This window comes from Caldithrix sp., assembly GCF_056497305.1.
In genome coordinates this window covers 1-15,042 of the sequence record NZ_JBSMDE010000015.1, presented here as the reverse complement: position 1 = coordinate 15,042, position 15,042 = coordinate 1, and the positions used below count along the sequence as shown (strand labels likewise).

The window sequence follows — 15,042 nt, the reverse complement described above, 5'->3', positions numbered from 1 at the left end:
TTTATTCCGTCGATAATGAGAAGAATCGGGTGATTTTACCCTGAGGTTTAGGAGTAAATACCTCATTCAATTTTTTACGCAACATGCTCTCTGTCAATCCCCGAACTAATTTACCATTTTCCGCAATGGAAATCATGCCTGTTTCTTCCGAAACGACAATGACCAGCGCATCGCTCTGTTCGGAAAGACCGAGGGCCGCCCGATGGCGCATCCCAAGGGCCGGATCGAGCGATGGATTCTGAGACAGGGGCAACACCGTTTTGGCGGCCACCAGAATATCATTCTGGATGACCAGGGCCCCGTCATGTAAAGGAGAACGGGGATTAAAAACCGAGCTGATGAGTTGTTTGGAAACCTTGGCCTGTAGCGTAATCCCGGTTTCAATAATGGATTTCAGACTCATATCTCGCTCGATGATGATCAGGGCCCCAAAATTTTTACGGGACAGCTCCATCACCGCCTGAACAATTTCGTCGATAAATTCTAAGTTTCCGACCTTAACAATCTTGCGGATTAAACGGCTCTGCCCAACAAAAACCAGCAGACGACGTAACTCCGGCTGAAACAAGATGACAAAGGCCAACACCCAGACGGTCTTCAGACTGGACATGATCCAGGTAAGCGCGCTCATGCCTAACAATTCGCCAATCATAGAAATGACAATAATGACCAGCAACCCGGTAAACATGCGGATGGCCACACTACCCTTTAAAAACTGATAAAGCTGATAAAAGATGGCGGTGACGATGGCGATATCAATGATATCGATGATGGTTACCGGAATAAAACCAATTTTAAAAAGCATCAGTTACTCTCAATATGACAAACCGCTTTTAACATCCTGAGCGCATCGTGCGTGGCCTGAACGTCGTGCACCCGCACCACATCCGCTCCGTTCTGCACGGCTAAAATTTGCGTAGCCAGACTGCCAAACAACCGTTCATCCACCGTTCGATTCAAGATTTTACCAATAAAAGACTTACGAGATGTTCCCATCAAAACAGGCTTTTTCAGAAAAGTAAAATCTTTTAAATCCCGAAGCAAATGCAAATTGTCCTCGACTCTTTTTCCAAACCCGATCCCCGGATCGATCATGATTTTTTCAACTCCCTGCGCTTCCAGGGCCTGCACGCGTTGTCTGAAGTAGTCAAAGATTTCCTGAACCACATCTTCATAATAGGGATTTTTCTGCATATCTTTAGGCCGGCCCTTAATGTGCATTATGATTAGCGGGCAATCATACTTTTTGACCACTCTGGCCATATTGGCATCAAACTGCGCCCCGCTAATATCATTTACGATGTCTGCTACGGCCTGCAAAGCCGCTTCGGCAATTTTGCTTTTGTACGTGTCAACAGAAATCAGAACGTCGGAGTTCTGACGTAATTTTTCAATGACCGGAATCACACGCTGCAATTCTTCCTGCTCGGGAATCGGCTCTGCGCCTGGTCGGGTCGATTCGCCGCCCACATCAATAATAGAGGCCCCTTCTGCCTCCATCAGCAGCGCACTGTCTACCGCAGCCTGCAGATCGTAAAACCGTCCCCCATCACTGAAAGAATCAGGTGTAACGTTCAGAATTCCCATAATAAAGGGCCCCTGATTAAAATCGAGTAAACCATGTTGCGTTGACCACACAGGCTTATGTGGATTCTCCTGCCATTCCAACCAGCCAACCAGCTCCTTAACAATGGCTGATTCCCTTTTTGCCGATTTTAAACCCGCTATTTGTAACTCATCCGGGATTAAAAAGATTTCCCGGTCATTGATCAAAGCCTGCCAGGCAAATACATTTTTGTGGATTAATGAAGCGAATGCTTGTCGCTCACTGGCCGAACATTCGGACAGTTTAAACAACCATCGCCCCTCAAAAAAAACAGGGATGTGCAGATTAAATTGCTGATTGATCTCCTCGATGCGTTGTCTGCTATTGAGCAGAATCGGCCTTAGTTCCATGTTTTTGTTCCCATTGTTGAATCAGAATTTGTCGAATTCCAGTCATCGCTTCGCGGGCGTAAACATCATCGTCGCCCGTTTTGCGGGCCACGCGTTCACGGAAATATTTCAGCGCCGAATCCGGCTGCCCCATTTTTTTGTAGATCATGCCCATGTACAAATAGGAATCGAGATTTTGATCCATGCGAATGGCTGTTCTGAAATATTCCAGAGCCTTATCGTATTGCCTTAACATGTAATAGCAAACGCCCAAATTGTAATAAGAATCGGAATCCTGCGGAAACTCCTTGAACAAAGCTTCAAAAATAGGTAAAGCTTTTTCAGCATGGTTGGTTTTGATGTACAGAGTGCCCAACAAACTTCTCATCTCCGGGTCCTGAGGATGGATTTCCAGAAAGTGGTTGATTATCTGGATGGCCTCCTGAATGGAGCCCAGAGTTCCCCGCCCCGACAGATAAATTTCGTTAGCCAGAGCGTAAACGGCATCGCGGTAGCCGGGATCGAGTGTGATGGCTCTTTTCAGGATATCCAGTCTGCTCTGGTAGCCGATGTCCTTTAGCCGATCGGGTAACAAAAAGCTTAAGCTGTAATGAATGCGACAATTTTCAGGATCCTGCACATAGGCCTTTTTCAGGAACATTTCCGCCGTGGTGTACTCTTTTTCGCGGATGAACATGCGGCCCATCAGAAGATCGATTTGCGGCGTGTCTTTGCGTTCCATAATGATAGGTCGCAATAGTCGTTTGGCCTGGTTAAAATATGGATTTTCAACCGGCACGTATTTGGCCCGCTCCTGATCGACATCGACCATCAATCCTCTTTCCACGTACACCGCAGCCTTTAGCGTTTGGGCCCCGATATCATCCCGATCATCGAGTAACGGCAGCACCCGATCGTACTCTTTGTTTAGCAGGGCAACTTGCGCTTCCAGCAACGATCGGTCCACCTGCGGAATTACCGGCGCTTCTTTAAACAACCCCAGATGCTCATGGATGGCCTGCACGAACCGCCCGGGATTTTGCTCAACAGCGCCCTCCACAGGGAAGGATTTCCCCTCCTCCACATCCAGAATCTCGCACTCCATGCGCCCATCCTTAATGTTAGATCTGATGATAAATTTCGCTTCCAGGGCCCGCGCGGTTCTTTTCCAGAATTGGTAATCGTTCCTCAGCTCAGGCCGGATCGTTTCATATAGCCATTGCCAGCGGTGAAGCAAGTAGCGATCTACGGTATTATCACGTCCAGCCTGTTGCAGGGCTTCGGACAGCACAAAGGCCTCTCCGTTCAGTTTAAGCATATTGTTTTGTCTGGTCGGTAAAACAACGATCCGTTCCTGTGGTTTGGGAGGTTGGGTTAAAAACCAGAGGGCCACGTAAAGCAGCACAAGAACAAGATTGTAAACAATTAGATTCTTCTTCCAGGTGTCCGCAGACATTAGTTCCGAACTTTTTAAGAAAATAAGCGTCAGGTTTAAGATAAATCCAGCGATCAAAAGCAGAAAGATACCGCCTGGAATGCCGGAAGAGAGGAATGAAATGATGCCGTCCATATCCACCTCACAAACGTTTAATTTTTAATTGGCTCTCGTCCTTTTGCTCATCAGTTGCCGGAACCAAATTGGAATTACTTCCAGAATTCCACCAAAAACGACCTGGAATTTGCCTGACACACACAACGACATTCAGAGAAGTTGAAATTTTTCAAAAATCGGATGAAAAGGCGATGGACCATGTCTTGGCCGATATCCGGAATTGGAGACCTGCCAGAGCGTTGCGGCCTATTTCATCAGGAATTTGTGGTTGTGTCGCTTCTTCCCTGGGTTTTATCCTCAGCTGCCGGGCCACTGCTTTGAGCGCTCTTTTCTTCGGATGAGGGCGGTGTCAGCTCTGCGGATTCCTGCGCTTTGCTCTTGCGCGATCGTTTCCTTGGTTTGGGCATGGTGTCTTCGTCTTTGGCGGCAAAAGCCGGTTTTTCGATCTTTTCGCCCTTGAGAATCAAATCAATCTGTTCCCCATCCAATATTTCGAATTCCAGCAGAGCGTTGGCCAGGGCATGCAGCTTATCTATGTTCTCCTTAAGCAAATTCTCAGCCCGGACTTCAGCATCGCGTACAATCCGACGAACTTCTTCGTCGATCTCCTCTGCCGTGCGTTCACTGTAATCCCGATGCTGGGCAATCTCGCGCCCTAAGAAGATCTCCTGTTCTTTTTTACCAAAGGTAACCGGGCCCATTTTCTCGCTCATGCCCCATTCGCACACCATTTTACGAGCCAGATCCGTAGCCCGTTCGATGTCGTTACCGGCGCCGGTTGTCAACTGGTTAAAGACCAGTTTTTCAGCAGCCCTTCCTCCCAACAACTGGGTTAACATGCCTTCCAGGTATTCTCTGGAATAGGTGTGTCGTTCATCCAGTGGCAGATAGGCTGTAACGCCCAGCGCCCGACCGCGGGGGATGATGGTTACTTTATGAACAGGGTCAGTACCGGGAGTCAGCTTACCCACCAGCACGTGTCCCGATTCATGATAGGCCGTAATCTTTTTTTCTTCATCGCTGATTAAAATTGATTTCCGCTCCATGCCCATCATGATCTTGTCTTTAGCTTCTTCAAAATCGGCCATGGTCACTTTTTTGCGGTTTTTACGGGCAGCCAGTAAAGCGGCTTCGTTCACCAGATTGGCCAGGTCGGCGCCAGAGAGACCTGGGGTACCTTTGGCCAGCGCTTCAAGATCGACCGAACTATCCAGAGGCACTTTTCTGGTGTGCACTTTTAAGATGCCTTCCCGGCCCCGTACATCGGGCCGATCGACCACGATCTGGCGGTCAAAGCGTCCGGGACGTAAAAGGGCTGCGTCCAGCACATCCGGCCGGTTGGTCGCTGCGATCAGAATGACCCCTTCCTGTGTGTCAAAGCCATCCATCTCCACCAGCAACTGATTTAAGGTTTGTTCCCGTTCATCGTGTCCACCGCCCAGGCCCGCACCGCGATGCCGCCCTACAGCATCGATTTCATCAATAAAAATAATGCAGGGCGCATTTTTACGACCAATTTCGAACAAGTCGCGAACGCGGCTGGCGCCCACTCCGACAAACATTTCAACAAAATCCGCGCCGCTCATGCTAAAGAAGGGTACGCCCGCTTCTCCGGCCACGGCTTTGGCTAGCAATGTTTTACCGGTTCCAGGAGGGCCCAGAAGCAATGCGCCTTTGGGAATTTTGCCCCCAAGACGCGTAAATTTGCGTGGATCTTTTAAAAACTCGATGATCTCCTGAAGCTCCATTTTGGCTTCGTCGCAACCGGCCACATCGTCAAAGGTAACGTTGATTTTATCTTTGGTTAGCAGCTTGGCCTTACTTTTACCAAAATTAAAGATTCCGCGCGAACTGCCGCCGCCTCCCTGCATCCTCTTGGCAAAAAAGACCCACACACCTATGATCAAAACCCAGGGCAAAATATTGATCAACAGAATGGTCCAATCGCTTGGCGGCTCCACAAAACTGATCTTGACGCCGTGGTCTTCCCAATCTTTAATCACATCGCTATCGACAAAGGGTAAGATGGTTTTAATATAACGCGCATTACGGGTACCCCCTTTCACGCTGCGTACGGGCATCTGCTCGATTAATACGCCACGGAATTTATTATCTTTCAGCGTGACCTCTCCTTCACGGATCAGCTTGTTGCGTAAAAGCCGCACATATTCGTTGTAAGGCACCTCCACCTCATTGGGGCGGTTGTCCGGCCACAACGTACTAAACGCTAAGGCGGCCAGCAGGATCAGAATCCAGATCAAACCTGTTTTAGAGGCCTTTTTCCACTGAAATTCGTCGTTATTATTTGGAGATGGCTTTTTACGATCCACATTTTTTTTATTCTTATTATTATTGTCCATCTTCTTTATCATTCCTTTCAGTACTTATTCGATAAAATAAATTGACCTTAGATTTCTTTTGAGCTGGGCGTCATCAAGTCCATAACCCACAACAAACTTATCTTCGATTTCAAAACCTACATAGTCGATCTTTACATCAACAATGTTTTTGGATGGTTTATTGAGCAAGGTTACAAACTTTAATTGCGCAGGATTAAATGCCGAAAGCATCTTTTCCAGAAACTGTACCGACAAACCGGAATCGACAATATCTTCCACCACAATCACGTGCCGACCGTTAATATCCGCGCTGAGGGGTTTTAAAATCTTAATGTGCCCCGAAGATTCGCGCCCGTCTCCGTAGCTGGAAATCCTTAAAAAATCGACCTCCAGATCGATATCGAGATTGCGGATTAAATCGGCTAAGAAAATAAAACTGCCATTCAAAATGCCAATCAAGATGGGTTTCTTGCCTCTAAAGTCATCGCTGATCTGCTGCCCCAATTCACGTAATCTGTTTTCAATGGTCGCTTCCGGAATCAGGATATGGTAATTTTCGGGGACAATTTCCGACTGATCATTAAATACTCTCTTCATTTTCTGCTTCTTTCTTTCTTTTTATTTGCACCTTAAACACCGTTTTACAATCATCTGTAATCCGGTAACGTTGATCCAATCTATAACCGCAAATCCACACGATTTCATTCCCGTTTAATAAAATGGGAATGTGGCGTTTTTGCAGTCGTTCAATTTTCTGGTTGATAAAAAATGCTTTTAATTTCTGACTTTTCCCCAGACCGAGGGGGTAAAAGCGATCGCCTGCTTTCCAGCTGCGAACCAGCAGGGGGAACGTTAATCGATCTCCGCAAATGAATTCAATATCAGGATTTTGAGAAAAAGCAATTTTATCTTTTTCTGTTTCAATAATCTCGATCTGCCAGTTGCCCAGCTCAACACGACTATTTTTGTCTAACCTTAGAACGGTGTTTGTTTCATCTGGTTCCCTGACAAACCGGATGCGTTCCCGCTCTTTTACTAAGATCAAATCCTTTTTAAGAGCTAGCCTGGCCCCAGTACGCGCCGTTTGAACAAATTTAGAAATCTCGCCCCATTGCGAATCCGTAATAGAATAATTTAACGCATAATAATTAGAAATACAATAACTTAGAATTTGCCTGGCATACAGCGGATGTAATGCCAGGAATTTTTTTGTTTCCACACTCAGGGTTTCGCCCTCAGATTGAACCAGTTGCCCAAACTTTGACCGACTCTCTTCTTCAAACAGATGGTAAAAGGCGTTACAATTTTGAATGCTCCTGGCTATGTTTTGCCATACCTGTGGGCCAAAGATTTCCGTAAAAACGGGCAGCAAGCGATGGCGAATCTGGTTTCGCGTGTATTGCAAATCCCGGTTTGTCGCATCTTCCACAAAGGGGATGCGATTCTGTTCAACAAATTGACGGATCGCTTTTCGTTCCAGAAATAAAAATGGCCTGATGTAAGGCCCGCGTTTTAAGGGAATGCCGCTAAGGCCTTTTAAAGACGAACCCCTGGCCAGACGCATGAGAACCGTTTCCACATTATCATTCAAGGTATGCCCGGTTGCCATTTTAGCCTGAGGAAACGGAGCCAGAGCCTGCTCAAATGCTGCGTAACGGACCTGGCGCAAGGCCTGTTCATCGCGTTTGTTTTGCAGCTGTAGCCTGCGCACCACCAGGGGCACACCAAGTTTCTCACACTGCTGACGAACAAAGCGTTCATCGCTATCGGCCTCTGCTCCACGCAGACCATGATTGATGTGCACGGCGCGAACATCCAGTTTAAATTCTTCTTTAATTTGTAAAAAGGCGTGTAATAAAGCCATGGAATCCATACCGCCCGACAAAGCGACAAAGATTAAATCCCTGGGAGAGAAAAGCTGGTTGGCAAAACAAAAGGACTTAAAGCGCTTGATCAATGTTTTTTCTCAGGATTATCCTAATAAAAAAAAGTAGCGGCGCAGGGACTCGAACCCCGGACACGAGGATTATGATTCCTCTGCTCTGCCAGCTGAGCTACGCCGCCATCAAAAAAATGGGTGATCGTTACGACCACCCTATTGTGCTTAGTAGCGGGGGCAGGATTCGAACCTGCGACCTTTGGGTTATGAGCCCAACGAGCTACCTGACTGCTCCACCCCGCGTTCTCATTGAATCACTAATATAATATGATTTTAATTTTTTGTCAATAGTTTTTTGATCTCTCTCAACAGCACCGCTTGTTCCTGAACCTGCAACTGATAATCCAGAGCCAAAATATTTATTCCTTGCAAGAAGTTGTTGGGCTGCGCCTCTATCAATTCACAAATTTTAACCAGATCTTTCTCGGTGCAAATCAAATAGTTTAACTCTCGCTCGCGACAGAAGTTCACCATTGCTTCTACATCTTTCTGGGAATAGGAGTGGTGATCTTTAAAGGAAAAGGTCTCTATTACCTGCAAGCCATGTGCTTTTAGTGTCTGAAAAAAGGGCTGTGGCCGGGCAATAGCGGCAAAAGCGACCACAGGCCGACCAGCCAGATCGCTGACTGGCCGAACCTTCTGAAACCGGCAATCAATCAGGTGTTGGCTGGAAACGCTGACATGGAACTGACGCTGGCGCTGTACAAAGGGCAGGTATTGCTTTTGAGGTAAGCCCACAAAATGCGCCCTTCGGACATGCCATGGGAATTCGCGCCATGTCCCGCTGGGCAGCATAAAATTGGCCAGGAACTGCGTTTTTGTTTTAAATAACAACAGATCGACATCGCGATGAACATAGCGATGCTGAAACCCATCATCCAGAATGACCACCTGGGCCGCGTTCTGATTTTCGAGCCATTGCAGGGCCTCTTTTCGCTTCTCTGCCACAATTACGGTGGCCCGGGGTACCTTGCGGGCCAGCAAAAAGGGCTCATCCCCTGACTCCGCAGCAGAGAGCAGCAACCGGCCCTGATGGGCTACCACCTGCAGGCCTTTGCTCTGCCTCTTGTAACCGCGACTGACAATGGCCAGGCTGTACTCCGAAAGCAACTGATTGGCCAGCCAGATGGTAAACGGCGTTTTACCTGTGCCTCCGGCTATTAAATTTCCCACAGAAATCACGTGCAGAGAAGAGCGGTACACCGGCAGCACATTGAGGGCAAACAGGAGATTCCTTAGCTCGACCCCTATTCCGTAGAGCAAAGAAAAGGGCAGTAGCAAAATCCTGACAAAAACCTGAAGAAATCTCACCGCGTTCCCCCTTTAACCGTTTTCAATAGGTTCAGCAAAACAGCCAGCTCTTCGCGGCGGAAAAAACGGGACAGGTAAAAACAGACAGGGGTGAGCAAAATTAGCAAAAGGCGTACGTACCACATGGGCTTTAGAGCGTAGAGAATGGTTAACATGGAGGTCAGATAGAGCAGCACAAACAGCAAGCGTCCGTATTCGTACGGTACGTAATAAATTTTTTGATTGGCGATAAAAATGGTAATGGCCATCACCAGGTAACTCAGCAGGGTGGCCACGGCCGCTCCCATAATGCCAAAATGCGGCATCAGGTAGAAATTGCTGGCCACATTGGTAATCGCCGCTAATCCGGTAAACAGGGCCATTAATTGTGTTTTTTTCTTGATGTAAACGCCTACGGTCAGGTTTACGTAGATGCCATAAAAAAAATAGGCTGACAGCACGATGGGAATGATTTTAATGCCCGGCCAGTAAGGCGTGTTCATCAAATGGCGGTTGCTGCCCAGTGGAATTTTTAACAGATATTCAATGAAAAAGCTGGCGCTCACGATGAGAAAGGCGCCGAGCAGCGAGAAATAGGTTAGAACCCGGGCATAGATCTGTTTGGCGTTCTCTTCTTTGGCCAGTTTTAGAAAAAAGGGCTGCCAGGCATTCCGAAAAGCAATTACGACTAAAAGCAATATGGAGCCAAATTTGTAATTGGCGCTGTACAATCCCAGCAGATCTTTGTTCAACAGAAAACGCATCAAAAATTTATCGCTCACTTCAACCGTCAAATAGGCCACGCCATTGGGAATCATGGGCAAGCCAAAAAGGAGCAATGTTTTAAGCACCGATGCGTCCCAGGCCGGTCTCAGATATTTAGCCTGAAAGGGCAGCATGGCCAGCAGATTAATGGCCGAGGCGATCAGGTTGGCGTACAGAATGCCCATCACTCCTTTTTTCAAATAGACGACAAAAACAATGTTGAAGATCAATTCCAGCAAAAAACGGCCGACGCGGAACAGAGAATAATGCACCGACTTTTCTTGGGCCCTTAAAACAAGGTAGGGCAAATTGCCAATCGAATCGAAAAGCAGAATGAAAGCCGTGACCTTAATCAGATGGGCATATTTAACATGCCCAAAGACAAATCTACCCAGATGGGGCGCCAGCAAAAAGATGAGTGAGGAGAGCAGGAGGGCATTGAACAAAACCGACCAGAAACCCGTCGAATAGACCTCTTCGCGCCGATATTTCCCCAAGAAGAAATAGCGTAAAATGGCTGCGTCCATGCCGTACAGATAGATGATGGTCATAAAGGCTGTAAAGGTGTAAACCAGCGCTAAATCACCATATTCACTGCGCGAAGTCAGGTAGGTGGGATCGGTGTAAATAGGCAGCATGACAAACCCCAGCGCGCGCTGAACGAACGTACTGATGGTGTAAACTGAGGAATGTCTGGCCAGATTTTTAATGTGATTGATCATGGGAAACGGTCACTGTTTCAAATGTTCTTTTAATGCTGACACCCCCAGAATGTAACTGTAGGTCCCAAAACCGCTGATAGTGCCCAGGCAGACTTCAGAGATGACTGAGTGCCTGCGGAAGGTTTCGCGGGCAAAGATGTTGCTCAGATGCACCTCCACCACAGGGATGGTCAGCGCCTCGATGGCATCGCGCAAACTGTACGAATAGTGCGTTAAAGCGCCGGCATTGAGCACAATGCCCTCCGTGGCCTCAACGGCCATCTGCATCATATCAATGATTTCCCCTTCGTGATTACTCTGAAAAAACTCAAATTGTAGCTCAGGAAAGTGGCTTTCAATCTTCCGATTGATCTGTTCCAGAGTCTGGCTGCCGTAAACCTCGGGCTTGCGATGCCCTAATAGGTTGAGGTTCGGTCCGTGAATTACCAATATTTTCATGGGCTTGACTCCTCTATATTAAGTCCAACACCAGGCCGTCATAAGCAAAGGCCATGTTTTCCGGCAATAAGCAGCTATGACGATCGTAATCGATAATGTGGTTCATGTGCGTAAAATAGGTTTTTTTAGCCGCGATCTTCTCTGCCGCTGCCATCGCTTCACTCAACGACAGGTGCGAAGGATGCGGTTTTTCACGCAGGGCATCCAGGACCAGCACATCCAGGTTTTTGAGCAGAGCATAGCTCTCCTCAGGAATGATTTTAACATCCGTGCAATAGGCAAAGTTGCCAATCCGGTAACCGAAAGTGCGCCCCTGGCCATGAATTAAAGGAATGGGCGTCACCGGAATGCCTTCGATTTCTGTGGTGGTTTCCAGCAGGTGAGCGGTTAAATTTGGTATTCCGGGCTGCACCTGCTTTCCGTCTCCCTGAAAGGCATAATCAAAAATTTTAGCCAGCCGATCCAGCGTTTCCTGGTTTCCGTAAGCCGGAATCCGTTTTTTGAGCAGATAATTGAACCGCCGGATTTCATCCAGCCCGAAAATATGATCGGCGTGGCCGTGCGTGTACAGGATGGCATCGATTTTGGGAAAACGGTGGCGCAAAAGCTGCTGCCGCATGTCCATGGAAGTATCGATCAACAGATGTTTGCCCTGGACCTCGACCATCACCGAACAGCGCAGGCGTTTATTTTTAGGATTCGTAGAACGACAAACCGCACAATCACAATTAATGACCGGTACGCCGCCCGATGTTCCGGTTCCTAAAAAGGTTACGCGCATTAATCTTCCTCTATTAAAATCTCGAAGGCTTCCCGCAACAAATTCTGATCTTCCACCTGGTAAAAGAGATGGCGCCCGATTTGTTCAATCAGCACCAGGCGAATTTTCCCGCCTTTCACTTTTTTGTCCAGGGTCATACGCTGCACCAGACGTTGCAGGTCAAGCTCTCTTCTCTGAAAAGGGAGCGGCACCCGATTCAGCAATTGCAAAGCGCGCTCAAATTCTGATGGAGCTAAGATGCCATTGACTTTTGCAAACTGTAAGGCGCATTTCATACCCAGAATGACCGCCTCGCCGTGCTTCAGGTTCTTAAATTGAAAATCCGCTTCAAGGGCATGGCCAAACGTGTGCCCGAAATTCAGCACCATGCGCAAATTGGCCTCTTTTTCATCGGCCATGACCACGCGGGCCTTTTCTTTAGCCGACTCCCGTACCAGGTAGTGTAATACCGCTTCGTCCTGTTGCAAAGCCGCTCCAAGATTTTGCTCCAGATAGCCAAACAACGAGCGGTTCAGCGCCAGTCCGTATTTAATGACCTCGCCCAGTCCACAGCGTACCTCGGCCGCTGGCAGAGTTTGCAACAGCTGCACATCGCTGAACACAAACAACGGTTGCTTAAAGGCGCCGATTAAATTTTTGCCCAGGGGGTGATTGATGCCCACCTTGCCCCCAATGCTGCTATCTACCTGGGCCAGTAAGGTGGTTGGATACTGCACAAAATCTACGCCCCGTAAAAAGGTGGCTGCCACAAAACCGGCCAGATCGCCCACCACGCCCCCGCCAAAACCAATGATCAGGCTGCCGCGTTCAAAACGATTTTCAAGGAGTTGCGTCCAGATCTTTTGCAATTCATCGAATAATTTGGCCTGCTCGCCATCGGGGACGAAAAGGATTAACGTTTTGGCCTCTGGCGGCAACTGGCTCTCGATTTTGTCCCCATGCAGTTGCCAGATGGTCTCATTACTGATGACTGCGATTTGCCTCCCCTGGTAAAAATCGTTTAACACTGAACCAAATTGCTGCCAGATGCCCTTGCCGATAAAGACGGGGTATTGGCTGTGAGTCAGGGTAATGTCAATTCTATCCATGCTGTTCTTTCCAGTACATTTCAATTTGCTGTTGTAATTTTTCGGCCACCTGTTCCGCTTCCAGGCCGTCGCGCTCAAACACAATGTCTGCCTTTAAGTAGAGCGCTTCGCGCTGATTGAGCAACTGGCCGATGCGTTGCAATAAAATGCCCTCTTTGTTACGCTCATCCAGGACGTCCAGTAAAGGGCGTTTCTTTGAATGGGCCACACGTTTCAGGATGGCCTGCGGCGAACTTTTCAGGTAGATGACCAACCCGCTTTGATGCACCCGTTCAAAGGTTTGAGGATCGTTCAGTGCGCCGCCCCCCAGGGCAATCACCAGAGGTTGTCTACGGTTACAGATGTGCTCAATCATCTCTTTTTCCCATTTTCGAAACAGCGTTTCACCGTCCTGCTCAAAAATCTGGCGCACCGTTTTGCCGGTTTGTTGTTCAATCTCTTGGTCTGAATCGACAAATGGCCAATGCAGCAAAGCAGCCAGTTGTTTGCCAATGCGCGATTTGCCAGCGCCCATAAAACCGGTAAGGAAGACGTGTTTCTTTTTCATACTCTCCTAAACATTGTTCGTAAAAAGATTGGTCTGGCCATTCAATAATCTTCGTAAAAAACGCTGCCGGTGGATGGGACAGGGCCCCAATTCCAGAATTTTACGGCGATGCTCCGGCGTGGCATAGCCCTTGTGTTTTTCGAATCCGTATTGCGGATATTGAACAGCGTAATCTTTCATCAGTTGATCGCGGTGTACTTTGGCCAGAATGCTGGCCGCAGCAATGGTCTGCGACAGATGATCGCCGCCCACTACGGCCTGCCCTTTCAACGGTCGGCTGAATTCGCGCTTGAAAAGCTGAGGGAAATCCCGACCATCGATTATCAAAAAATCCGGTTCCAGTCTTAACTGCTCCAGAGCGCGCTGCATGGCCAGAAAGGTGGCTTTTAAAATGTTGAGTTGCTGAATCTCCTGCACTGTGGCCAGCCCCAGTCCCCAGTCCAGCGCCACTTCCTTGATTTGTAAAGCCAGTTGCTCCCGTTGAACAGCGCTTAATTTTTTTGAATCATTAATCTCTGGCATGTTTAAAGCAGGATTCAGAATTACCGCAGCGGCCACAACCGGGCCGGCCAGCGGTCCGCGACCGGCTTCGTCAATGCCGCAAAGATGTCGGATGCCAGACTGCCAGTACTTCTGATCAAAACGGTACAGGTCAGCGCTTACTTGCTTTTTTGCCTTCAAAATACACACCGCTGGTTAAAGATTCTGTAATTGGAAAATTAATTTAACGGTCATGGGCCATTTTTTCAACCTCAAGGCCAAAAAAGAAAGGTTAAAGAAAATACGCAAACTGGCGTGAACCATTGTTTAAAAAAGATGGCTTTTATTAAGGGCGGCTGGTGAGAAGGAAATTCAATCGGTCGGTAGGCGCAGGCTTAAAGCCTGCGCTGCGCTTGTAGCACATTAAGTGTCATTTCAACCAATGCCCCGACTGTCTCGGGACAGAGCGAAGAAAGGCTCGCGCTAAAGCTCGAGTTACGTTTGACGCGGGGATTCAGAATGGCAGATAGAACGAGCCTCCAAATTGTCATTTCGACCGATGCCCCGTTCTGGCGGTACAAAGCGGAGGAATTGTTGTCAGGTGTAAGGGCGAAGCATTTTCCTGAAGATGGTTCCAATTAGAGCAGCCTCTTTGTGTGCAAGTTAAAATTGCTCTTGAGCAAAAATTTGCAAAAATGCTTCGCTCTTACAAACGTCTCGAGCTGAAGCTCGAATTACGTTGCGCCTGCGAATGGTCTGCCAGTGTAAGGGATTCTTCTCCCGCTAAAGCGGGATCAGAATGACATGCCGGCATTGTTTTCAACCTCTTGAGCAACACTTGTCCTTTCACAATTAATTTTTAATTCGTAATCCGTAATTTTTAATTTAAAATTACTTTATTGCGCCCTTTGTGACTGCTCTGGGCTTTCTGTGCTTGCTTAAATCATTGTGAAAATGTTTTTGGTTGCGGCTTTGCTGCCTTAGAATACTTCCTTCAAAAGATCTATCCCGCTAAAGCGGGATGCGAAAATTTTAATGCTGAAGATCCTAACCCCCCGGCCCCCTTCCCTTCTTTTAATAAAGGGAAGGGGGAGCAAATTGTGCCGCTTTGATGAGTCCTAGCCTTACATGTCAACAAATTTTATTTTTTTTGAAATCTTTGTGCT

13 protein-coding genes and 2 tRNA genes are annotated in these 15,042 nt (G+C 47.7%); all 15 read right to left on the bottom strand.

All coding sequences use genetic code 11. The features are described from left to right. Position 1 precedes the first annotated feature (1 nt). Complete coding sequence (gene cdaA, locus ACWB0I_RS01305) at positions 2-805, bottom strand: diadenylate cyclase CdaA (protein WP_479386223.1); 804 nt, start codon at positions 803-805, stop codon at positions 2-4. Next, entirely contained in the window at positions 805-1,956 is a 1,152-nt protein-coding gene (gene folP, locus ACWB0I_RS01300; protein ID WP_479386222.1) for a dihydropteroate synthase, read from the bottom strand. Before folP ends, cdaA begins: the two co-directional genes overlap by 1 nt. Continuing rightward, positions 1,928-3,505, bottom strand: a complete 1,578-nt coding sequence (locus ACWB0I_RS01295) for a tetratricopeptide repeat protein (RefSeq protein ID WP_479386221.1) — start codon at positions 3,503-3,505, stop codon at positions 1,928-1,930. Before ACWB0I_RS01295 ends, folP begins: the two co-directional genes overlap by 29 nt. A gap of 236 nt (positions 3,506-3,741) precedes the next feature. Then, the gene (gene ftsH / locus ACWB0I_RS01290) at positions 3,742-5,847 is read right to left on the bottom strand and encodes an ATP-dependent zinc metalloprotease FtsH (RefSeq protein ID WP_479386220.1); all 2,106 of its coding nucleotides are present in this window, start codon (positions 5,845-5,847) and stop codon (positions 3,742-3,744) included. A 24-nt stretch (positions 5,848-5,871) separates the two neighbouring features. Beyond that, positions 5,872-6,423, bottom strand: a complete 552-nt coding sequence (gene hpt, locus ACWB0I_RS01285) for a hypoxanthine phosphoribosyltransferase (RefSeq protein ID WP_479386219.1) — start codon at positions 6,421-6,423, stop codon at positions 5,872-5,874. After that, positions 6,407-7,783: a tRNA lysidine(34) synthetase TilS gene (gene tilS / locus ACWB0I_RS01280; RefSeq protein ID WP_479386218.1), complete on the bottom strand. Its 1,377-nt coding sequence runs from the start codon at positions 7,781-7,783 to the stop codon at positions 6,407-6,409. Before tilS ends, hpt begins: the two co-directional genes overlap by 17 nt. Before the next feature lie 34 nt (positions 7,784-7,817). Beyond that, a tRNA-Met gene (locus ACWB0I_RS01275) sits at positions 7,818-7,890 on the bottom strand. Between the two features lie 44 nt (positions 7,891-7,934). Further along, positions 7,935-8,008: transfer RNA gene (locus ACWB0I_RS01270), tRNA-Met, on the bottom strand. A 30-nt stretch (positions 8,009-8,038) separates the two neighbouring features. Then, positions 8,039-9,076 carry a tetraacyldisaccharide 4'-kinase gene (gene lpxK, locus ACWB0I_RS01265; protein ID WP_479386217.1) on the bottom strand — a complete coding sequence of 346 codons (1,038 nt, stop codon included), beginning with the start codon at positions 9,074-9,076 and terminating at the stop codon, positions 8,039-8,041. Then, complete coding sequence (locus ACWB0I_RS01260) at positions 9,073-10,542, bottom strand: lipopolysaccharide biosynthesis protein (protein WP_479386216.1); 1,470 nt, start codon at positions 10,540-10,542, stop codon at positions 9,073-9,075. Before ACWB0I_RS01260 ends, lpxK begins: the two co-directional genes overlap by 4 nt. 9 nt (positions 10,543-10,551) lie before the next feature. Further along, the gene (aroQ, locus tag ACWB0I_RS01255; RefSeq protein ID WP_479386215.1) at positions 10,552-10,980 is read right to left on the bottom strand and encodes a type II 3-dehydroquinate dehydratase; all 429 of its coding nucleotides are present in this window, start codon (positions 10,978-10,980) and stop codon (positions 10,552-10,554) included. 13 nt (positions 10,981-10,993) lie between these two features. Further along, complete coding sequence (locus ACWB0I_RS01250; protein WP_479386214.1) at positions 10,994-11,761, bottom strand: MBL fold metallo-hydrolase; 768 nt, start codon at positions 11,759-11,761, stop codon at positions 10,994-10,996. After that, complete coding sequence (aroB, locus tag ACWB0I_RS01245; protein ID WP_479386213.1) at positions 11,761-12,849, bottom strand: 3-dehydroquinate synthase; 1,089 nt, start codon at positions 12,847-12,849, stop codon at positions 11,761-11,763. The genes ACWB0I_RS01250 and aroB overlap by 1 nt, the downstream gene beginning before the upstream one ends. Then, on the bottom strand, positions 12,842-13,396 hold the full coding sequence (locus ACWB0I_RS01240; RefSeq protein ID WP_479386212.1) for a shikimate kinase: 555 nt from the start codon (positions 13,394-13,396) through the stop codon (positions 12,842-12,844). Before ACWB0I_RS01240 ends, aroB begins: the two co-directional genes overlap by 8 nt. Before the next feature lie 6 nt (positions 13,397-13,402). Further along, positions 13,403-14,086 (bottom strand): ribonuclease HII, encoded by a 684-nt coding sequence (locus tag ACWB0I_RS01235; RefSeq protein WP_479386211.1) that lies wholly within the window; start codon positions 14,084-14,086, stop codon positions 13,403-13,405. Positions 14,087-15,042 lie beyond the last annotated feature (956 nt).